General features: G+C 71.0%; 15 protein-coding genes and 1 pseudogene. 7 read left to right on the top strand and 9 right to left on the bottom strand.

Annotation, left to right across the window (positions count from 1 at the left end):
- Window positions 1-268: 268 nt before the first annotated feature.
- Window positions 269-1,276, top strand: a complete 1,008-nt coding sequence (locus ACFC0D_RS35460) for a hypothetical protein (protein ID WP_376445331.1) — start codon at window positions 269-271, stop codon at window positions 1,274-1,276.
- 16 nt (window positions 1,277-1,292) lie between these two features.
- Here ACFC0D_RS35460 and ACFC0D_RS35465 read toward each other — a convergent pair whose 3' ends face one another.
- The 5 genes and pseudogenes from ACFC0D_RS35465 to ACFC0D_RS35485 all read right to left on the bottom strand — a co-directional run bounded on the left by ACFC0D_RS35465 (window position 1,293) and on the right by ACFC0D_RS35485 (window position 4,960).
- Window positions 1,293-2,435 (bottom strand): serine hydrolase domain-containing protein, encoded by a 1,143-nt coding sequence (locus ACFC0D_RS35465; RefSeq protein ID WP_376445334.1) that lies wholly within the window; start codon window positions 2,433-2,435, stop codon window positions 1,293-1,295.
- A 93-nt stretch (window positions 2,436-2,528) separates the two neighbouring features.
- Entirely contained in the window at window positions 2,529-2,996 is a 468-nt protein-coding gene (locus tag ACFC0D_RS35470) for an NUDIX hydrolase (RefSeq protein WP_376445336.1), read from the bottom strand.
- Between the two features lie 9 nt (window positions 2,997-3,005).
- Window positions 3,006-3,482 carry an HPP family protein gene (locus ACFC0D_RS35475; protein ID WP_376445339.1) on the bottom strand — a complete coding sequence of 159 codons (477 nt, stop codon included), beginning with the start codon at window positions 3,480-3,482 and terminating at the stop codon, window positions 3,006-3,008.
- Window positions 3,483-4,347, bottom strand: a pseudogene (locus tag ACFC0D_RS35480) (pyridoxamine 5'-phosphate oxidase family protein).
- Window positions 4,348-4,504: 157 nt separating this feature from the next.
- A complete protein-coding gene (locus ACFC0D_RS35485) occupies window positions 4,505-4,960 on the bottom strand; it encodes a VOC family protein (protein ID WP_376445341.1) in 456 nt (151 codons plus the stop codon).
- Window positions 4,961-5,077: 117 nt separating this feature from the next.
- On the opposite strand from ACFC0D_RS35485, the gene ACFC0D_RS35490 reads away from it, so the two are divergent.
- The 5 genes from ACFC0D_RS35490 to pepN all read left to right on the top strand — a co-directional run bounded on the left by ACFC0D_RS35490 (window position 5,078) and on the right by pepN (window position 14,363).
- The gene (locus ACFC0D_RS35490; RefSeq protein ID WP_376445344.1) at window positions 5,078-5,620 is read left to right on the top strand and encodes a CGNR zinc finger domain-containing protein; all 543 of its coding nucleotides are present in this window, start codon (window positions 5,078-5,080) and stop codon (window positions 5,618-5,620) included.
- A 197-nt stretch (window positions 5,621-5,817) separates the two neighbouring features.
- Window positions 5,818-9,135, top strand: coding sequence for a S8 family serine peptidase (locus ACFC0D_RS35495; protein ID WP_376445347.1), 3,318 nt, complete (start codon window positions 5,818-5,820; stop codon window positions 9,133-9,135).
- A gap of 192 nt (window positions 9,136-9,327) precedes the next feature.
- Complete coding sequence (locus tag ACFC0D_RS35500) at window positions 9,328-10,347, top strand: aspartate-semialdehyde dehydrogenase (RefSeq protein ID WP_376445351.1); 1,020 nt, start codon at window positions 9,328-9,330, stop codon at window positions 10,345-10,347.
- A 127-nt stretch (window positions 10,348-10,474) separates the two neighbouring features.
- On the top strand, window positions 10,475-11,737 hold the full coding sequence (locus ACFC0D_RS35505; protein ID WP_376445354.1) for a TerD family protein: 1,263 nt from the start codon (window positions 10,475-10,477) through the stop codon (window positions 11,735-11,737).
- A 52-nt stretch (window positions 11,738-11,789) separates the two neighbouring features.
- Window positions 11,790-14,363, top strand: a complete 2,574-nt coding sequence (pepN, locus tag ACFC0D_RS35510) for an aminopeptidase N (RefSeq protein WP_376445357.1) — start codon at window positions 11,790-11,792, stop codon at window positions 14,361-14,363.
- A 116-nt stretch (window positions 14,364-14,479) separates the two neighbouring features.
- Here pepN and alc read toward each other — a convergent pair whose 3' ends face one another.
- From alc to ACFC0D_RS35530, 4 genes are read right to left on the bottom strand one after another with little or no spacing between them, the layout of a single operon-like run.
- Entirely contained in the window at window positions 14,480-15,613 is a 1,134-nt protein-coding gene (gene alc, locus ACFC0D_RS35515) for an allantoicase (protein WP_376445360.1), read from the bottom strand.
- A 59-nt stretch (window positions 15,614-15,672) separates the two neighbouring features.
- Complete coding sequence (locus tag ACFC0D_RS35520; protein ID WP_376445362.1) at window positions 15,673-16,593, bottom strand: LysR family transcriptional regulator; 921 nt, start codon at window positions 16,591-16,593, stop codon at window positions 15,673-15,675.
- 35 nt (window positions 16,594-16,628) lie between these two features.
- Window positions 16,629-17,573 carry a DMT family transporter gene (locus ACFC0D_RS35525; protein ID WP_376445364.1) on the bottom strand — a complete coding sequence of 315 codons (945 nt, stop codon included), beginning with the start codon at window positions 17,571-17,573 and terminating at the stop codon, window positions 16,629-16,631.
- Between the two features lie 25 nt (window positions 17,574-17,598).
- Window positions 17,599-18,546 carry an EamA family transporter gene (locus ACFC0D_RS35530; RefSeq protein WP_376445367.1) on the bottom strand — a complete coding sequence of 316 codons (948 nt, stop codon included), beginning with the start codon at window positions 18,544-18,546 and terminating at the stop codon, window positions 17,599-17,601.
- Window positions 18,547-18,712: 166 nt separating this feature from the next.
- On the opposite strand from ACFC0D_RS35530, the gene ACFC0D_RS35535 reads away from it, so the two are divergent.
- The gene (locus ACFC0D_RS35535; protein ID WP_376445370.1) at window positions 18,713-19,225 is read left to right on the top strand and encodes a MarR family winged helix-turn-helix transcriptional regulator; all 513 of its coding nucleotides are present in this window, start codon (window positions 18,713-18,715) and stop codon (window positions 19,223-19,225) included.
- Window positions 19,226-19,261 lie beyond the last annotated feature (36 nt).

The following is a 19,261-nucleotide window of genomic DNA, read 5'->3' on the forward strand; positions in this document are numbered from 1 at the left end:
AACCCCCCCCCACCCCGCAAAACCCCAACACGCGGGTTCTGGGGGGCTGGTTTTTTTTTAAACGCCCCCGCCCCCACCCGGCGGGCCGGGGTCCCGCGGGGGGGGGTCAGCCCCTGCGGAACGCCTGTCCAGGACGGGATGGGGAGGGCCGCGGCGGTGGGGCCTTTTCGGCACTCGAACGCGCGTACTTTAGGGCGAGCTTGTCCCGGTTTGGTGACGCGCTTGTAACAGCGGTTAGCGGAGGTCCGGTAAGCGGAAGACCCCCGTCATGAACCACAACGCCCCCATCAGCCCCCGACCGCTCCCCCTCCCCCCTCGCACGGAGAACCACCAACGCGTCCTGTCCTCCTCCCAGTTGCGTGCCCAGGGGATGTCCGGCGCCGAGATCGCCGCGCGCTGCAAGCCGGGCGGCGGATGGCAGCAGATCCTGCCCGGCGTCTTCCTGCCGCATCCGGGGCAGCCCACCGGCGAGGAGCGGCTGCAGGCCGCGCTCCTCTACGCCCGCCGCTCCGGCATGGTGCCCTCCCAGAGCCCCGACGCGATGATCACCGGGCTCGCCGCGCTCGCCCTGCACCGCTTCTCGTCCGCTCCCCCACTGCCCTCGCTGGACCGGATCGACATCCTGGTGCCGCGCACCCGCCGACTGCGGTCCACCGCCTGGGTCCGGGTGGAGCGCGCCCAGGACATGCCCGAGCCGCTGGAGCTCACCGGGGTGCCGGTCGCCCCGGTCGCCCGGGCCCTCGCCGACGCCGTGTCCCACCTGACCGACGCGGGCGAGGTGCGCCGGCTGCTCACCGAGGCGGTGCGCGCAGGGCACTGCGAACCCGGCGCGGTGGTACGGGAGTTGAACCGCGCACGGCTGCTCACCCGACCGCATGTGGTGGACGCCGTGGACTCGCTGCTCGCGGAGGGCAGGAGCATCGCCGAGGAGCGGCTGTACGAGATGGTGCGGGAGTTCGCGCTGCCCGACCCGCTGTGGAACGTGGATCTGCGGCTGCCCGGCGGGCCGCACCTCGGCGGTCTCGACGCGTACTGGCCGGACCAGGCGGTGGCGGTGGAGCTGGACACCCGGGCGCCGCGGCAGGACGACGACGCGCTGTGGTCCGAGTACACCCGTAAGCGCGAGCACCTGGAGCGGCTCGGCATCACGGTCGTCCACATCACCCCGCGCAAGCTGCGCGAGGCGATGGACCAGCAGGCCACCGTGGTCCGTACGGCCCTGATGGCCGCGTCGGACCGGCAGCCCGCCGCCTATGTCGTCGTCCTGCCCCGGTGACACGCCGGGACGGGGATCAGCCGCAGAACTCGGCCTCGACGACGGTCTGACTGTCGCCCGCCCAGTCGGCGTTGAAGTTCATGGCGAGCGAGTGCTCGCCGTCCCTGGTGACGACGGCCTGCGACGAGGAACCGTGAATGCCACCACCGTGGCCCCACACCTCCTTGCCGCAGCTCAACTTCGTCCGCATCAGCCCGAGGCCGTAGAAGAACTCCGGAGCCTCGGCGCTGACGGGCACGGCCTTCGTCATCTCCCGCATCTCGGCCCTCGGCAGCAACTTGCCCTTGAGCAGGGCCCGGTAGAAGCTCTGCAGATCGTTCGAGTCGGAGATCATCTCGCCCGCCGCGCCCGCGAGGCTCGGGTTCAGCCGGGTGACGTCGTGAATCGTCGTCGCGTTGTCGTCGAGTGCCAACTTCGAGAACGCCCGTGAACTCGGCTTCGGCATCGTCGCGGTCGTCCCGGGCACACTCGTGGCACGCAGCTTCAGCGGCTTGACGATCCGCCGCTCGACCTCCTTGCCGTACGGACGGCCCGTGACCTTCTCGATCACCATGCCCGCCAGGACGTAGTTGGTGTTGGAGTAGGTCCAGGCGGTGCCGGGGGTGAAGTCCGGCTTGTGGGTCATCGCGATCGCGACGAGCTGCTTCGGGGCCCAGGTGTCGTAACGGTGCTCCAGGAAGCCGGGACCGAAGACCTGCTCCTGGAATTTGGTGTCCGCGGTGTAGCTGTAGATCCCGCTGGTGTGGTTGAGGAGTTGCCGGACGGTGATCTTGCGGCCGTCGTGACCGTTGCCGCGCACCACGCCGGGCAGCCACTTCTCGACGGGGTCGTCGAGGTCGAGCCGGCCCTCGGCCTGGAGCTGGAGAAGGACCGTGGCGACGAAGGTCTTGGTGATGGAACCGACCCGGTAGCGGTCCTCGCCGCCGCGCTCACCGGCCGTCCCGGTCCAGCCGGCGCGGCCGGACCGGGCCTGGGCGACGGCGCCGGGCACGCCCGCCTCGACCGCCGCGTCAAGGGCCTGCTGGGTGGCGGTGTGGTCCGGCTTCTTCGGCGCGGTGGCCGCGACGGCGGGCGCGGCGAGCGCTCCGGCGGTGAGCGCTGCCACGGCGGTGGCGGCGAGGACGGTACGGGCGGTGTGTGCGGTACGTACGGCTGACATCGTGTGCGAGCTCCCCTGTCGTGTACTGCGGTCACGGGAGGGGACCCCGCCCTCGGGCGGCGGGTTGAGGGCCCTTCGGGGGTTGAGCGAGATTCAGCCGTTCGCCGGATCGGCCAGGCGGGAGCGTCCGACCGGCGGGCGCTCGCTCCACAACTGCAGTCCGATGTCGACGAGTTCGACGCGGGTGAGGTCCTGGACGGAGGCGAGCGGATGCCAGGCGGCGAGGTCGGTGGAGCCGCCGGTCTCGTTGCGCAGGGAGCCGCCGGTGATCCGGGACTCGTAGATGATCCGCAGACCCTGGAAGTCGCCCGGGTCGCCGAGCCTGCGAATCCAGCCGCGCCGGATGGAGTCGATGCCGAGCAGCGCGACCGGCTCGGTCAGATATCCCGTCTCCTCCTCGACCTCACGCACGACGGTGTCGACCGGCTCCTCGCCGTGGTCCATCCCGCCGCCGGGCAGGGTCCATCGCTTGGCCCCCGCTCTGTCGACCCAGCGGGCGAGGAGTATCTCGTCGTCACGGACACACACGGCGTAGGCCGCCACCCTCAACTCCTGTTTCATGAGCCGAGGTTAGAACCAGTACACGGGGTATGTCCGCCCGGTTGCGCGGGCGCCGGCGAGACCGACGGCGACGAGCAGGAGGCTCGCGAGGGCGAGGAGGGTGAGGAAGGTCCAGAACGGCGGATTCTGGAGGGCGACGATCACGGCCGTGGCCGCGGCGGGCGAGTGCGGGGTACGAGCGGCCATCATGACGCCGAGCGCGAGCCCGCCGGCGAGCGCCGCGCCCCAGAGGCCTGGTCCGACGACGAGGAGCACGGTGAAGCCGGTGAGCGCGGAGAGCAGTTGGCCGCCGACGACCGAGCGGGGCTGGGAGAGCGGCAGATCGGGCGCCCCGGCGACGAGCGCCATGCTGGCGGCCAGGGGTGGGATCAGCAGCGGCTGGTGCAGCACCGTGCCGAGGGCGACGAGGGCGACCAGGGCCGCGACGCTGACGGAGGTCGCCGCGGCCATGGCACGGGGGTGGGGGCGGGCGGGGGCGGATGCCATTCAGGAGTCCAGGGGTGGATTGGCGGGCGAGTACTCGGGGCGGGACCAGCGCAGGGGGCTGGCGGACGGGGTCTCGACGGTCCGCTCGATACGGAACCGGGTGGTACGGACCCCGTCGGGGCCGTATGCGGTCTGGGCGCGGCCGGTCAGGCGGACCGTGGTGCCGGTGTGCCAGTCGAGGAAGAGCAGGCCCGCGCGGTCGTCGGTCTCCAGATTGCCGAGGGTCAGGAACATCGCGTTGCCGGGATAGTCCCGCCAGCTGAGTTCGGTGGGCGAGTCGACCCGTACGAAGCCGGGGTGGCCCCCTCGGTGGCTCGCGTCCGCGCCGTCGGGGGCGACGGTCGCGATGAAGAAGGTGTCGGCCGCGCGGACGAACCGCTCCTGATCGGGGCTGAGCGCGGTGCCGTGGTGCGGGGTGCCGGGTGGGGTGGTGGTGTCGGGCGCGTACAGCTCGCGCTTCTGGAGGTACTTCGGGCAGTTGGAGAAGACCTGTTCCGCCTCGACGGTGAAGCCGCGGGCGCTGGAGCGGGCGATCCCGTTGAGGCGCATGCGGCGGCGGGTGCGGGGGTCCAGGGCGATCGTTCCGACGGGGGTGCCGTCGGGAGTACCGGCGGGGAGGGCCGCCGCGACCGAGATCGTGTGCGGGCCCGTCGCCCGGACGAAGCCGGGGGGGGCCGGTCAGGAGGGAGCTCCAGACCTGGCCGTCGGCGTCCGCCGCCCCGAGCACCAGCATGGGCTGGAGCTCGAGGAAGGCGGCGGCGATGGGGCGGATTCCGGTGCCGATGGATCGGCCCACGTGGGCGGCGAGGTCGCGGACGCCTACGTGCCGTTGGACGGCGAGGGAGCCCCAGTTGTACACATCCATGTTCTTGCGGCCCTTCGTGTGCGGGTACGGGGGTCGGGGTGCGGGCCCCCCTCGGCGCGGTGAGCGCGTTCGTGCGTTGTGCCCACCCGTTCCTCCCCCCTAGGACTTCGCCCTGGGGGACCCCCAAGCGGAACGATTGCCCACAAGGCAGCCGGCTCTAGAAGAAGCCGCAGGTCGGGGCGCCCTCCACCGGGGCTTCCGTGTTCTCCGCGCCCGTCGGGGTGAAGATCTCCAGGCGGGTGCCGTCCGGGTCGTGGAAGAAGATGCCGCCGGAGGAGGCGCCCTCGGCGTGGGGGACCACGCCCTCGTAGGCGAAAGAGGTGCCGCGCTCCTTCAGTGCCGTCTCCGCCGCCTTCACCCGGTCGATCGACTCGGCCTCGAAGGCCAGGTGGTGCAGGCCCGCGCGGCCGGAGTCGTACGCGCCCTCCGCCTGCTGCCAGAGCGTGAGGACCAGCCGGCCGCCCTGGCCCAGGAGCGCGAACCGACGGTCGTCCTCCTTGCCCTCGCGGAGCAGCTCGAAGCCCAGGACGTCCGCGTAGAAACCGAGCGAGCGCTCCAGGTCCGTGACGTTGAGCCCGATGTGGCCGGTGTTCAGCGTTCCGATCGCCGACATGGCGGTTCCCCTTCGATCGATTGACTAACCTCTTAATTCGACTTTAGAGGTTAGTGACCCGAGGCGCAACCGGTCACGTAACCTTGAGGGGTTAGTTCTTCGAGGAGGGTGTCCGCCATGACCGTTCCCGATCCGCGGCCCCTGCTCGGCGAGCCCGTCTCGCTCGACCTGCTCAACACCCGCTGGATGTCGGACGGGGTGCGCCAGGACCTGCTCGCGGACACCGACGGCCTGGGCGTCTGGCTCGCCTCGAACGGCCTCGACGAGCGCTTCGCCGTCGACGCGACGACCCTCCGCCACACACTCACCGCCCGCGACGCGCTGCTCGCCCTCGCCGACGCGCCGGGCGACCCCGCCGCCATCGCGCGTGTCGACGCCGTCCTCGGGCACGGCCGCATCCGCGCCACGCTCACGCCCGAGGGGCCGGGCGAGGAGCCGGAGTTCAAGGACGCCGCCTGGGGTCCGGCCTGGACCGCCGCCCGCGACTACCTCGACCTGCTGCGCACCGCGCCGGACCGCATCCGGGCGTGCGCCCACGAGGCGTGCATCCTGCACTTCTTCGACACCTCGCGGAACGGCACGCGACGCTGGTGCTCGATGACGACGTGTGGCAACCGGGCCAAGGCCTCGCGCCACTACGCCCGTACAAAGGACAACTAACCGGCGGTATGCACGAGTCGAATCGCCCCGCTTGAGGGCGATTCGCTCTCTCTGGCGTGTCTCGCGCGGTGGCGGATGTGTGCCAAGGCCGTAAACCGCCATCGACAACTCTCCACAAACCCCTGTCTCTTGCGCTTGGCTGAGCGGTCATCCGGTACCGAAATCCGGACCCTCTTCTTTCACAAACAGGGATGTAAATGACCACCCCCGAATCTCAGAGCTCCATACCCGGGCGCTCGACCCCCGGGCACAGACGCGCGGCTCGTATCGCCGCCGCCGCCGGACTTGTGACCGCGCTCATCGCGGCCGGTGCTGCTCCGGTCCTGGCCGCCGACGACCCGGCGACCACTCCCCCGGTCAAGTCCGCCGACTCCGCCGACAAGCTCGGCCCGACGGACGCCCAGCGCCTCACCGAGGCCGAGGCGACCGGCGAGAAGAACGTCACGATCCTCGTCGCCACCGCCCCCGGCGCCACCGAGCAGGTCGCCGGCCAGCTCGACGCCGTCCAGGGCGCCTCGGTCGGCAGGCAGGACGACAAGCTCGGCTACGTCCGCGCCACCATCCCGACCGCCAAGGCGGAGGCCGCCATCACGGCGGCCACCAAGCTCTCCTCCGTCCAGTCGATCGACCTCCAGGCCGAGATCAAGCTGGACGACCCGACCCCGGACGCGGGCGCCACCGGTGCCGTCGAGGGCACGACCGTCACCACGACGTACCCGGCCCCGAGCAAGAGCACCCCGGCGAAGAACCCGTACAACCCGTCCCACGAGACGGGTGCGGTCGACTTCGTCGAGGGCCACCCCAAGGCCGACGGCCGCGGCGTGACCATCGGCATCCTCGACTCCGGTGTCGACCTGGGCCACCCGGCCCTGCAGAAGACCACCACCGGCGAGCGCAAGATCGTCGACTGGGTCACCGCCACCGACCCGCTGACCGAGGGCGACGCCACCTGGCGCGCCCAGATCACCCCGGTCGCCGGCCCCGTCTTCACCGCCTCCTCGCAGTCCTGGAAGGCGCCCGAGGGCTCCTACCAGTTCAGCCGCTTCAACGAGGCGATCACCGCGGGCGGCGACCCGGCCGGTGACATCAACCGCGACGGCGACACGGCCGACCTGTTCGGCATGCTGTACGACCCCGCCGCCGGCACCGTCCGCGTCGACACCGACCAGAACAACGACTTCACGGACAACGCGCCGATGAAGCCGTACAAGGACGGGTACCAGATCGGCTACTTCGGTACCGACAACCCGGCCACCGAGGTCGTCGAGAAGACGCCGTTCGTCGTCGAGATCCGCAAGGACGTCGCGATGGACCCGCTGGGCGGGACCTGGGTCGGCCAGAAGCGCGACTTCGTCAACATCGGCGTCGTCGAGTCCTCGCACGGCACGCACGTCGCCGGCATCACCGCCGCCCACAGCCTCTTCGGCGGCAAGATGAACGGCGCCGCGCCCGGCGCGAAGATCGTCTCCTCGCGCGCCTGCACGTGGACCGGCGGCTGCACCAACACCGCCCTCACCGAGGGCATGACGGACCTCGTCGTCAACCGTGGCGTCGACATCGTCAACATGTCGATCGGCGGCCTGCCCGCGCAGAACGACGGCGACAACGTCCGCGCCCGCCTCTACACCCGTCTGATCGACCAGTACGGCGTGCAGCTGATCATCTCGGCCGGCAACTCCGGCCCGGGCATCAACACGATCGGCGACCCCGGCCTGGCCGACAAGGTCGTCTCGGTCGGCGCGGCGATCTCCAAGTCGACCTGGGCCGCCAACTACGGCTCGGCCGTCACCAAGTCGTACGCCATGTTCCCCTTCTCCTCCCGCGGTCCGCGTGAGGACGGCGGCTTCACCCCGACCATCACCGGTCCGGGCTCGGCCGTGAACACCATCCCGACCTGGCAGGCCGGCGCCGGCGTGCCCGAGTCCGGCTACGCGCTGCCCGCCGGTTACGGGATGCTCAACGGCACCTCGATGTCCTCCCCGCAGGTCGCGGGCGCGAGCGCGCTGCTGCTCTCCGCCGCGAAGCAGAAGCGCATCGAGCTCTCGCCGCTCAGCCTGCGCACCGCGCTCACCTCGACCGCCCACCGGATCTCCGGTGTCGCGGCCCACGAGCAGGGCTCGGGTCTGATCGACATCAACGACGCCTGGGAGTCGATCAAGGACGGCGCCACGGCGCACGAGTACAAGGTCGAGGCCCCGGTCGACACCGCCATCTTCCCGGCCCCGCACACCGGCACCGGTGTGTACGACCGTGAGGGCGGCCTCAAGGTCGGCCAGAAGAAGGTCTACGACGTCACCATCACGCGCACGACCGGCCCGAACCGGGCCATCGAGCACGAGCTGGAGCTGAAGTACAACGACGGCACCTTCCGGATCCTCGGCGACGACGAGATCGACCTGCCGCTGAACAAGCCGGTCACCGTCAAGATCCAGGCCCGGCCGACCTCGGCCGGTGTGCACAGCGTGATCCTGGAGGCCGATGACGACCGTACCGAGGGTGTGGACAAGCAGATCCTCGCCACCTCGGTCGTCGCGAGCGACCTGGCCGCGCCCGGCTACGCCTTCTCGGCGTCCGGCTCGGTCCAGCGCAACAGCCACAAGTCGTACTTCGTGACCGTGCCGCAGGGCGCGAAGACCCTCGAGGTCGCCCTCGGTGGTCTGAAGGAGAAGAGCCAGACCCGGTTCATCTCGATCCACCCGTACGGCGTGGCCTTCGAGTCCACCGCGTCCAACGTGTGCTACCCGCACTACAACCCGGGCAACGGCTGCCGTGCGGACCTGCGTTCGTACGCCAACCCGACGCCCGGCGTCTGGGAGATCGAGGTCGAGTCCCGCCGTACGTCGCCCGACCTGGACAACCCGTTCAAGCTGGACGTCTCGGTGCTCGGCGCGAACTTCGACCCGGCGGTGCAGACCGTCGCCGAGGCGAAGGTCGGTACTCCGGCCGCGGTCGAGTGGACGGTCGCCAACAAGTTCGCCGCCCTCGACGGCAAGCTGAAGGGCGGCCCGCTGGGCTCCCTGAAGGCCGAGACGCCGACGATCAAGCACCACGAGCAGCAGACGAAGACCGTCACCATCGGTGAGGGTGTCGACCGGCTCGACATCTCGATCGGCAACACCTCCGACAAGGCCGCCGACCTCGACCTGACGGTCCTGCGCGACGGTGTGCAGGTGGGCCAGGCCGCGGACGGCGACTCGGAGGAGGCCGTCTCGCTGGTCAAGCCGGCCGCCGGTACCTACACCGTGGTGATCGACGGCTACTCGGTGCAGGCCGAGGGTGGCACGACCTTCGACTACAAGGACGTGTACTACTCGGCGGCGCTCGGCAGCGTCCAGGTCGACGCGTCCAAGAGCTACGCGCTGGCCAACGGCGCGACCGCCAAGGTCGGCGCCGAGATTCTCGTCGCCGGTGCCGCGCCCGAGGGCCGGCAGTTCTTCGGCGAGGTCCAGCTGCTGAACGCGCGCGGCACGGTCGCGGGCGCCGGCAGCGTGGTGATCGGCAAGGTCACTCCGTAACACCGCTGTACGAGTGAGGGGCGGGCGCCGGAACCGGTGCCCGCCCCTTCCCCGTCTCCGCTTCCGTCGCCGTCACCTCGCGCTCCCGTCGCCGTTTCCGTCCCGATCCTCGGACAATGGATTGGACAAGGCGGGCCGGGACATACGCATCATGGACGGCAGCAGCCTGCACAAACGTACGGAGGAGTCCCCGTGAAGGTCGGAATCGTCGGAGCCACCGGTCAGGTCGGCACAGTCATGCGCAAGATCCTGGCCGAGCGGAAGTTCCCCGTCGACGAGCTGCGGCTCTTCGCCTCCGCCCGCTCCGCCGGCACCGTCGTCGACGGCGTCACGGTCGAGGACGCCTCCACCGCCGACTACACCGGACTGGACATCGTCCTGTTCTCGGCCGGTGGCGCCACCTCCAAGGCGCTGGCCGAGAAGGTCGCCGCCCAGGGCGCCGTCGTGATCGACAACTCCTCCGCCTGGCGCCGCGACCCCGAGGTCCCGCTGGTCGTCTCCGAGGTCAACCCGCACGCGATCAAGGACCGCCCCAAGGGCATCATCGCCAACCCGAACTGCACCACGATGGCCGCCATGCCGGTCCTCCGGCCGCTCCACCAGGAGGCCGGCCTGACCGCGCTGGTCGCCACCACGTACCAGGCCGTCTCCGGCTCGGGCGTGGCCGGTGTCGCCGAGCTGCGCACCCAGGCGTGCGCCGTCGCCGAGAACGCCGACCAGCTGGCCTTCGACGGCGAGGCCGTCGCCTTCCCCGAGCCGAACGTCTACCGGCGCCCCATCGCCTTCAACGTGGTGCCGCTGGCCGGCAACCTGGTCGACGACGGCACGCACGAGACCGACGAGGAGCAGAAGCTCCGCAACGAGTCCCGCAAGATCCTGGAGATCCCCGAGCTCAAGGTCTCGGGCACCTGTGTGCGCGTCCCGGTCTTCTCCGGCCACTCGCTCCAGGTCAACGCCCGCTTCGAGCGTCCCATCAGCGTCGAGCGCGCCTACGAGCTCCTCAAGGACGCCGAGGGCGTCGAGCTCTCCGAGATCCCGACCCCGCTCCAGGCCGCCGGCAAGGACGCCTCGTACGTGGGTCGCATCCGCGTGGACGAGACCGTCGACAACGGTCTGGCGCTGTTCCTCTCCAACGACAACCTGCGCAAGGGCGCCGCGCTGAACGCGGTGCAGATCGCGGAGCTGGTCGCCGCGGAGCTCAGCCAGGGCTGACGCCGTTCCGTGCCCGAGGGGCGGCCGTCCGGAAGGACGGTCGCCCCTTCGGCGTCCCGTGGTCACGCTCCGGCGGAATTCGGACAACGCGTTCGAAGCCGGGCCCCGGGATGACAGGATCCGCAGCATGACCCAGATACCCAAGGGTGCCAACATCGCGGTGCCCGCCCAGGTCCTCCAGGTCGCCGTCGCCTGGCAGGCCGTGCCGGGGACGCCCGACGTGGATGTCTCGGCACTGCTGCTCGACGCGGGTGGACGGGTGCGGGGGGACGCGGATCTCGTCTTCTACAACCATGTCGAGCACCCCTCGGGCACGGTGCGGCATCTGGGCAAGTCGGCGCCTGGAGCGCCCGGCGGCGCGGCCGCGGACTGGCTGTGGCTGGATCTGGCGCGCGTGGAGCCAGCCGTCGAGCGCGTGGTCGTCGCCGCATCCGCGGACGGCGGGACCTTCGGGCAGATGCTGTCCCTGGACGTGCGGGTCACGGATCTCGCGGGCGGACCGGTGGCGTACTTCGCGATCGGGGACGCGACGACGGAGACGGCGTTCGTCTTCGGCGAGTTCTACCGGCGGGAGGGCGGCTGGCGGTTCCGTGCCGTGGGGCAGGGGTACGCCTCCGGGCTCGCCGGCCTCGCGACGGACTTCGGCATCGTGGTGGAGGCCCCGCCGCCGCCGATCCCGGGCCCGGGCTACGTCACGCCCGCCCCGCCGCCGGTCCCGGGCCCGGGTTACGTCACCCCCGCCTCGCCGCCGGTCCCGGAACCGGGGTACGCGGCCCCCGTGCCGTCCATGGGCCCCGCCCAGTCCCCGGTCACGGTCGCCGTCGACCCGTTCTCCACCGACTTCCGCCCCTCCGTCCACCAGGGCCGCGGCAAGGAGACGGTGCAGTGCGACCCCTCCCTGCCGCCGGGCTGGGCGCTCCTGGAGATCGAGTCGTACCACTCGATCTCCACCACCATCGAGTCCTGCGACGCGTACGGCCGCGCCGAGGACTATCTGCTCATGGCGTACGAGGACGACGTCCGCGCCCGTACCGTCGCGCTCGTCCCGCGCGGCCGGCCGCTGACGTTGCGGGTCGAGGCGGACACCCCCTGGACGCTGCGGGTCCTCCCCCTCACCCACGCGCGCCGCTTCGACAGCCGGATCGAGGGCCACGCCCACGACCTCGTCGTCTACGACGGGCCGCCCGGCGTCCTCGACTTCTTCCATCACGGCGAGTCCAACTTCACCGTCCATCAGCACACCCCGCCGAGCGAGCCGGAGTACGACGCGGAGGACCAGGACCTCCTCGTCAACGAGATCGGCGAGGTCCGTGTCAGCGCGCCCGTGCCCGGTCCCGGACTGCTGCGGATCAGCGGGGACGGACCGTGGAAATGTGCGGTGCGGCGCTGAGGTACGGCGTGGAAGGATGAGCCAAACGTCACGAAACCGAGGAGTTGACCGGGTGCCTGGCACAAACCTGACCCGTGAAGAGGCGCAGCAGCGGGCGAAGCTGCTGACCGTGGACGCGTACGAGGTCGACCTCGACCTCTCCGGTGCGCAGGAGGGCGGCACCTACCGGTCCGTCACCACCGTCCGCTTCAATTCCGCCGAGGCCGGTGCGGAGACCTTCATCGACCTCGTCGCCCCCGCCGTGCACGAGGCCGTCCTCAACGGCCACGCGCTCGACGTCGCCGCCGTGTTCCGCGACTCGCGGATCGCGCTGGCCCATCTGCGCCAGGGCCCGAACGAGCTGAAGGTCGTCGCGGACTGCGCGTACACGAACACCGGTGAGGGACTGCACCGGTTCGTCGACCCGGTCGACGACCAGGCGTATCTCTACACCCAGTTCGAGGTGCCGGACGCCCGCCGCGTCTTCGCCTCGTTCGAGCAGCCGGACCTGAAGGCGACCTTCCAGTTCACCGTGAAGGCGCCGAGCGGCTGGACGGTGATCTCCAACTCGCCGACGCCGGAGCCCAAGGACGACGTGTGGGTCTTCGATCCCACCCCGCGGATCTCGACGTACATCACCGCGCTGATCGTCGGCCCGTACCACTCGGTGCACTCGTCCTACGAGAAGGACGGGCAGACCGTCCCGCTCGGCATCTACTGCCGCCCGTCGCTGGCCGAGTTCCTCGACGCCGACCACATCTTCGATGTCACGCGTCAGGGCTTCGACTGGTTCCAGGAGAAGTTCGCGTACGACTACCCGTTCGCGAAGTACGACCAGCTCTTCGTGCCGGAGTTCAACGCGGGCGCGATGGAGAACGCGGGCGCGGTGACCATCCGCGACCAGTACGTCTTCCGCTCGAAGGTGACGGACGCGGCGTACGAGCGCCGGGCCGAGACGATCCTGCACGAGCTCGCGCACATGTGGTTCGGCGACCTGGTCACCATGGAGTGGTGGAACGACCTGTGGCTGAACGAGTCGTTCGCGACCTTCACCTCGGTCGCCTGCCAGGCGTCCGTGGCGGGAACCCGCTGGCCGAACGCCTGGACGACCTTCGCCAACGCGGAGAAGACCTGGGCGTACCGCCAGGACCAGCTGCCGTCCACGCACCCGATCATGGCCGAGATCAACGATCTCGAGGACGTGCTGGTCAACTTCGACGGCATCACCTACGCCAAGGGCGCCTCGGTCCTGAAGCAGCTGGTGGCGTACGTCGGCCAGGACGAGTTCTTCAAGGGCGTGCAGGCGTACTTCAAGGCGCACGCCTTCGGGAACACGCGTCTGTCGGACCTGCTCGGCGCGCTGGAGGAGACCTCCGGGCGTGATCTGAAGGCCTGGTCGAAGCTGTGGCTGGAGACGGCCGGCATCAACATCCTGCGCCCGGAGATCGAGACCGACGAGAACGGTGACATCACCTCCTTCGCCGTCAAGCAGGAGGCCCCGGCGCTGCCCGCCGGCGCCAAGGGCGAGTCGACGCTGCGTCCGCACCGGATCGCGATCGGCTTCTACGACCTGGACGCGGCCGGCAAGCTGGTCCGCGTCGACCGGGTCGAGCTGGATGTCGAGGCCGCCGAGCTGACCGCCGTACCGCAGCTGGCGGGCAAGGCGCGTCCGGCTGTCGTGCTGCTCAACGACGACGACCTGTCGTACGCCAAGGTCCGCCTCGACGAGGTGTCGCTGAAGAACGTGACCGCGCACCTCGGGGACTTCGCCGAGTCGCTGCCGCGCGCGCTCTGCTGGGCCTCGGCCTGGGACATGACCCGCGACGGCGAGCTGGCCACCCGCGACTACCTGGACCTCGTCCTCTCCGGCATCACCAAGGAGAGCGACATCGGCATGGTGCAGTCGCTGCAGAGCCAGGTGAAGGCGGCCCTCGACCTGTACGCGGCGCCGGAGTGGCGGGCGACGGGTCTGGCGCGCTGGACGCAGGCGGCGCAGGAGCAGCTGCGGGCGGCGGAGCCGGCGAGCGACCACCAGCTGGCGTGGGCGCGGGCGTTCGCCGCGACCGCCCGCACGGACGCGGACCTGGACGTGCTCGCCGGTCTCCTCGACGGCAGCGTGGTCATCGAGGGTCTGGCCGTGGACACCGAGCTGCGCTGGGCGTTCGTGCAGCGGCTGGCCGCGACGGGCCGTTTCGACGAGCCGGAGATCGCGGCCGAGCTGGCGCGGGACAAGACCGCGGCGGGCGAGCGCCACGCGGCGACCGCGCGGTCGGCGCGTCCGACGGAGGCGGCGAAGGCGGAGGCCTGGGCGTCGGTCGTGGAGTCCGACAAGCTCGCGAACGCCGTGCAGGAGGCGGTGATCGGCGGCTTCGTGCAGACCGACCAGCGTGAGCTGCTCGCTCCGTACACGGCGAAGTACTTCGCCTCGATCAAGGGCATCTCCGAGACCCGCAGCCACGAGATCATCCAGCAGATCGTGGTCGGGCTCTACCCGACGATCCAGGTCTCTCAGGAGACGCTGGACGCCACGGACGCCTGGATCGCGGCGAACGACCCGGCTCCGGCGCTGCGGCGTCTGGTGACCGAGTGCCGTGCGGGCGTGGAGCGCGCCCTGAAGGCGCAGGCCGCGGACGCGGCCGCCGCGTAACGGTCATGGTGTGAACGACGAAGGGGCACCCTCCCCCACGGAGGTGCCCCTTCGTCTGTTTGAGTCCGCTCGGCGGGCGGGCGTCGGCGCGCGGCCGCCCGCCGGGCGGAAGCGTGTCAGCCTCCGAGCGCCGCGTATCGCGTGCGCAGGTCGGCCGCGCCCTGCTCGGTGAGCGCCCCGTGCAGCCGCATCCGGGCGACGCCGCCGTCGGGGAAGGCGTCGAGGCGGACGTGGGTGACGACGGCCTGCGCGGGGAGCTTGAAGCGGTGCAGGGTGTCGGGCTGCAGCTTGGTCCGGGGGATGATCTCGAACCACTCGCCCGTCTCGCCGTTGCGGCCCTGGAGCGCGATCCAGCCGGCGGAGTTGCCCTTGAGGTAGGCGGTGTCGATCTCGACGGCGCGTACGACGCCCTGGGCGGCGAGCCGGAAGCGGACCCAGTCGTTGGTGCCTCGCACCCGGCGGCGGCGGTTCTCCCAGCCGTCGTCCATCTTGCGGGAGGTGCCGGGCAGGATGATCTGGGTCGGCGAGGAGTAGAACTTGTCCGAAGCGTCCTCGTACACGCCTCCGTTGAGTACGGAGATGAGGTCGAGGGTGCCGAGCAGCTCCAGCCACTCGGGGTCGGGCACGACCTCGCCGTGGACGCGCAGCCGGGCGATTCCGCCGTCGGGGTGCTGGCACAGGCGCAGATGGGTGAAGCGCCGCTCGACGTCGATCTCGAAGCCGTTGGCGGCGTGGCCTCGGACGGGGGTGGGCGGGACGATCTCCTCCCACTTCACGTCGTCGGCGAGGAGCTGCTCGGGGCTGGGCGAGCCCTCCACGGCGGTGGCCTGGATGGACACCCGCTGCGGGTAGTTGCCGCGGAAGTGGGCGGTGTCGACGATGATGCCGCGGATGACGCCGGGGGCACCGAGGCGGACGATCGCCCAGTCGTGGTCCTCGGGTGCGGGGAAGACGTTCTCGGCGTCGGCACCACGGCGGCGGCGGGTCTCCCAGCCGTCCATGATCTTGCCCTTGTGGCCGAAGTGCTCCGGGTCGAAGACGGCGCGCTCGCGGACGAGGAGGTTCTCGCGCTCGGCGAAGAACTCGTCGTTGGCGGCGACGACGCCGGCTCCGAGACGGCGGTCGGCCAGGTCGACCAGCTCGGTGAAGGGGAAGTCACCGGTGCGGTAGTCGGCGTACGGGTCGCCTCCTCCGTAGGGGGCGGCGTCGTTGGCGTGCGGGTCCTGGTCCTGGCTCGTCTCGAAGGTCATGCGTCGACTGTGCGCCCCGAGGACCTGGTTGGTCCATCGAATGTTTTCGACAGGTATTTTCAGTTCTGCTGAACGGTCTCGCGCTGGGCGGCCGCCTGGCGGAGCGCGCCGAGCACCCGCGCCACAGCGACGCCCTCCTCGGCCCCGCGCCGTACGGCCGCGACGACATGGCGGCGCGGCTGGTCCGCGGAGAGGACCCGCATGACGACTCCGGCACGGCGCTCCGCGGAGGCCATCCGGGGCACCAGGGCGACACCCATGCCCGCCTCGACCATGGCGAGGATCGCGGTCCAGCCGGCGGCGCTGTGGGCCTGTTCGGGCACGAATCCGGCGGCCTCGCAGGCGGCGGTGGTGATCTCGGACCAGGGGCCCGAGCCGCCGAAGATCCAGGGCTCGGCCGAGAGGTCGGCGAGCCGCAGCCCGGGCGCCTCCGCGAGGGGGTGCCCGGCGGGCAGGGCGACGTCGAGGGGGTCGGCGAGGAGGGGGACGCGGCTGAACTTGGGGTCGCGGACGGAGGGGGCGTGCGCGGCGAGCGACAGAGCCAGGTCGACCTCGCCGGCGCCGAGGAGTTCGTACGCCTCGGAGGCCTCGGCCTCGCGGACGCGGACGTCGAGTCCGGGGTGCGCGGTGCGCAGCTGCTGCACGGCGGGGACCACGAGCGCGGGTACGGCCGTCGAGAACGCCGCCACCCGCACCTGCCCGACCTCGCCCCGCAGATAGCCGTCCAGCTCGGCGTCGGCGCGCTCCAGTTGGGCGAAGACCACCTCGGCATGCCGGAGCACGAGATGCGCGGCATCGGTGAGCCGGACCCGCCGCCCCTGCGCCTCCAGGAGCGGCACACCGAGCTGCTTGGCGAGGTTGGTGAGCTGCTGGGAGACGGCCGAAGGGGTCATGAGCAGCGCCTCCGCGGTCGCGGTGACGGTGCCGCGATCGCGGAGGGTGCGAAGGATCTGAAGCTTCTTGATGTCCCACTCGGTCATGGGGCGCAACCTACCCGGGGCCACGGGCGGACCGCTCACGCACGGGTCCGCGCACTGGCCAGCGCCACGCCGCCCAGGATGAGGGCCATGCACGCGCCGCCCACGAGCCCCAGTTCCTCGCCGAGCAGGGCGTACGAGAGCAGCGCCACGCAGACGGGCTGGAGGTAGTAGACGACTCCCGCTCGGGCCGCGCCGATGAGGGCGATGGCCTTGTTCCAGGCGAAGAAGGCGACGGCGGAGGAGAAGACACCGACGTAGAGCAGCGGTCCGACGGCGCCGAAGGTGGGGTCGAAGCCGCCCTGGACTGCGAGGCTGACGCCGTAGGCGGGGAGCAGCATCAGGGCACCGAGCACGAAGGTCGTGAAGAGGAAGGCCAGGGCGCCGATCTCGGTGGGCTTGCGCTTGAGCAGGGCGCTGTACGAGGCGAAGGACAGGGCGGCCGTGACCATCCACAGGTCGCCCGCGGTGAAGTCGACGGCGAGGGAGCCCTTGCCGACGAGGAGCAGCACACCGAGCGCGGCGAGGAGCATCCCGAAGGTGCGGCGGGCGCCGAGGCGTTCGCCGCCCAGCCGGGAGTAGAGCGCCATGATCACCGGGGAGGCGGTCATGATCATGCCCATGTTGGTGGCGGAGGTGGTCAGTCCGGCCTGGTGCACAAGGGTGTTGTAGAGGGCGACGCCGAACAGCGAGGCCAGGGCGACGTAGCCGAAGTGGCGGCGGATCAGGTTCCGTTGCCGCCACGCCTGCCGGGCCGCGAGGGGGGCGACGGCGACGAGGGCGATGACCCAGCGCCAGAAGACGGCCTGGACCGGCGGGACGGAGTCGGCCATGTCCCGGGTGGCGACGAAGCTGCCGGACCAGACGACCGTGGCGACGAGCGCGAGGAGAACGCCGAGGCCGGCCCCCCGCGCGAGGTTCTTCGCGGGTGCCGGCTCGTCGGTCGTGCTCGGTTCGGTGCGGTCGTGGTCCAGCAGCGTCACGGTGGTCCTTTCGTTCGGTGAGGCTCTACCGTCGCACCGAAGAAACCTCCAGGTCCATCGAAAGTTCCTGACCATTCCTTTCAGCTGAACTGAATGATTCGGTCTTCTTGGCGGCGGGCGTACGCGGGTTCAGCTGGCCGACCAGGGTGGCGCCGAAGGCGATCGCCATTCCGGCGAGCTGCACCGGACCCAGCGCCTGCCCGAGCGCCGCCCAGCCGATGACGGCCGCGCTGATCGGCGAGAGCGGGCCGAGGAGGGTCACGGAGGAGGCGCTCAGCTGCCCGATCCCGCGGAACCAGAGGAAGTACGAGATCGCGGTGTTGCCGAAGGCGAGGTAGGCGTAGCCGAGCAGGTTGGCGGAGTCCAGGGCCGGCGGGGCGCCCTCGATCAGGAAGGCGATCGGCAGGATGATCAGGCCGCCGGCGGTGAGCTGCCAGCCGGTGAGAGCGAGCGCACCCACCCCCTCGGGCCTCCCCCAGCGCTTGGTGAAGACGGTGCCGGCCGACATCGACAGGGCGGAGAGCAGTCCGGCGACCACCCCGACGAGATCCAGGGCCGCGCCCGCCTTCAGGACGACGAGGCTGACGCCGAAGGCGGCGGCGACCGCGGTGAGCAGGGACCGCACGGTGGGCCGGTCCCCCAGGAAGAGGGCGGCAAGACCCACGACGAAGAGCGGGCCGACCGAGCCGACGACGGCCGCGACGCCGCCGGGCAGCCGGTACGCGGCGAGGAAGAGGAGCGGGAAGAAGGCGCCGATGTTGAGGGCCCCCAGGACCGCGGACTTCCACCACCAGGCGCCCTGCGGCAGCTTGCGGGTGACGGCGAGCAGCAGCAGCCCCGCCGGGAGCGCGCGCATCAGACCGGTGAAGAGCGGCCGGTCGGGCGGCAGGAACTCCGTGGTGACGAAGTAGGTGGAGCCCCAGGAGATCGGGGCGAGCGCGGTGAGGGCGATGACGGCGGCCTTGCGGGACATGGCAGGTCCCCCCTGGTTCGGAGTGGGTCCGAGTGACTTGGTGATAAGTAGCTTAGCTCCAAGCTACTTATTTGCAAGCCACTTTCGCATAAGCTTCTTTCTCGTGAGTGGCTTACCGCCCAGTGACTTACTTGCCGTCGAGCCGATCGATGAGGAGACTGCCGCCATGGACAGCACCGAGACCCCCGCCCACGACGCCGTCGACGCCATCACCGACCAGTGGGCGGCCGTCCGCCCCGACCTGGACACGGTGCCGATGGCCGTCTTCGGGCGCGTCTACCGGCTGGCCGCCGCGATGCGCGGCCGTGTCGACAAGGCGTACTCGCCCTATGGGATGGCGCTCGGGGAGTTCGACGTACTGGCGACCCTGCGCCGCTCGGGCGAGCCCTACACGCTCTCGCCGCGCGAGCTCACCGCGACGCTGATGATCACCACCGGCGGGATGACGGGCCGGCTCGACAAGCTGGAGAAGGCCGGGCTGCTCAGCCGCAGCCCCGACCCCAACGACCGGCGCGGGCTGCGGGTGACGCTCAGCGAGCGGGGCCGCGAGCTGGTGGACCAGGCGGTGGGCGCCGGGCTCGCCCAGCAGCGGGAGGCCCTGGAGGCCGCCCTCACGCCCGAGGAGGCGGAGCAGCTGGCGGGCCTGCTGCGCAAGCTGCTGGCGACCACGGTCGTGTGAACGCAGACAAGGGCGCTGCGGCGGTACGTCCGTACC

Origin of the sequence: Streptomyces sp. NPDC056222 (genome assembly GCF_042264065.1) — a bacterium.
Taxonomy (GTDB): Bacteria; Actinomycetota; Actinomycetes; order Streptomycetales; family Streptomycetaceae; genus Streptomyces.

Excerpts from the sequence above, each read along its gene's own strand:
- ACFC0D_RS35520 (WP_376445362.1), bottom strand. The coding sequence starts at position 16,593 with ATGACCGAGTGGGACATCAAGAAGCTTCAGATCCTTCGCACCCTCCGC.
- ACFC0D_RS35460 (WP_376445331.1), top strand. The coding sequence starts at position 269 with ATGAACCACAACGCCCCCATCAGCCCCCGACCGCTCCCCCTCCCCCCT.
- ACFC0D_RS35485 (WP_376445341.1), bottom strand. The coding sequence starts at position 4,960 with ATGTCGGCGATCGGAACGCTGAACACCGGCCACATCGGGCTCAACGTC.
- ACFC0D_RS35475 (WP_376445339.1), bottom strand. The coding sequence starts at position 3,482 with ATGGCATCCGCCCCCGCCCGCCCCCACCCCCGTGCCATGGCCGCGGCG.
- ACFC0D_RS35490 (WP_376445344.1), top strand. The coding sequence starts at position 5,078 with ATGACCGTTCCCGATCCGCGGCCCCTGCTCGGCGAGCCCGTCTCGCTC.
- ACFC0D_RS35505 (WP_376445354.1), top strand. The coding sequence starts at position 10,475 with ATGACCCAGATACCCAAGGGTGCCAACATCGCGGTGCCCGCCCAGGTC.
- ACFC0D_RS35530 (WP_376445367.1), bottom strand. The coding sequence starts at position 18,546 with ATGTCCCGCAAGGCCGCCGTCATCGCCCTCACCGCGCTCGCCCCGATC.
- ACFC0D_RS35495 (WP_376445347.1), top strand. The coding sequence starts at position 5,818 with ATGACCACCCCCGAATCTCAGAGCTCCATACCCGGGCGCTCGACCCCC.
- ACFC0D_RS35470 (WP_376445336.1), bottom strand. The coding sequence starts at position 2,996 with ATGAAACAGGAGTTGAGGGTGGCGGCCTACGCCGTGTGTGTCCGTGAC.
- ACFC0D_RS35535 (WP_376445370.1), top strand. The coding sequence starts at position 18,713 with ATGGACAGCACCGAGACCCCCGCCCACGACGCCGTCGACGCCATCACC.
- ACFC0D_RS35465 (WP_376445334.1), bottom strand. The coding sequence starts at position 2,435 with ATGTCAGCCGTACGTACCGCACACACCGCCCGTACCGTCCTCGCCGCC.
- alc (WP_376445360.1), bottom strand. The coding sequence starts at position 15,613 with ATGACCTTCGAGACGAGCCAGGACCAGGACCCGCACGCCAACGACGCC.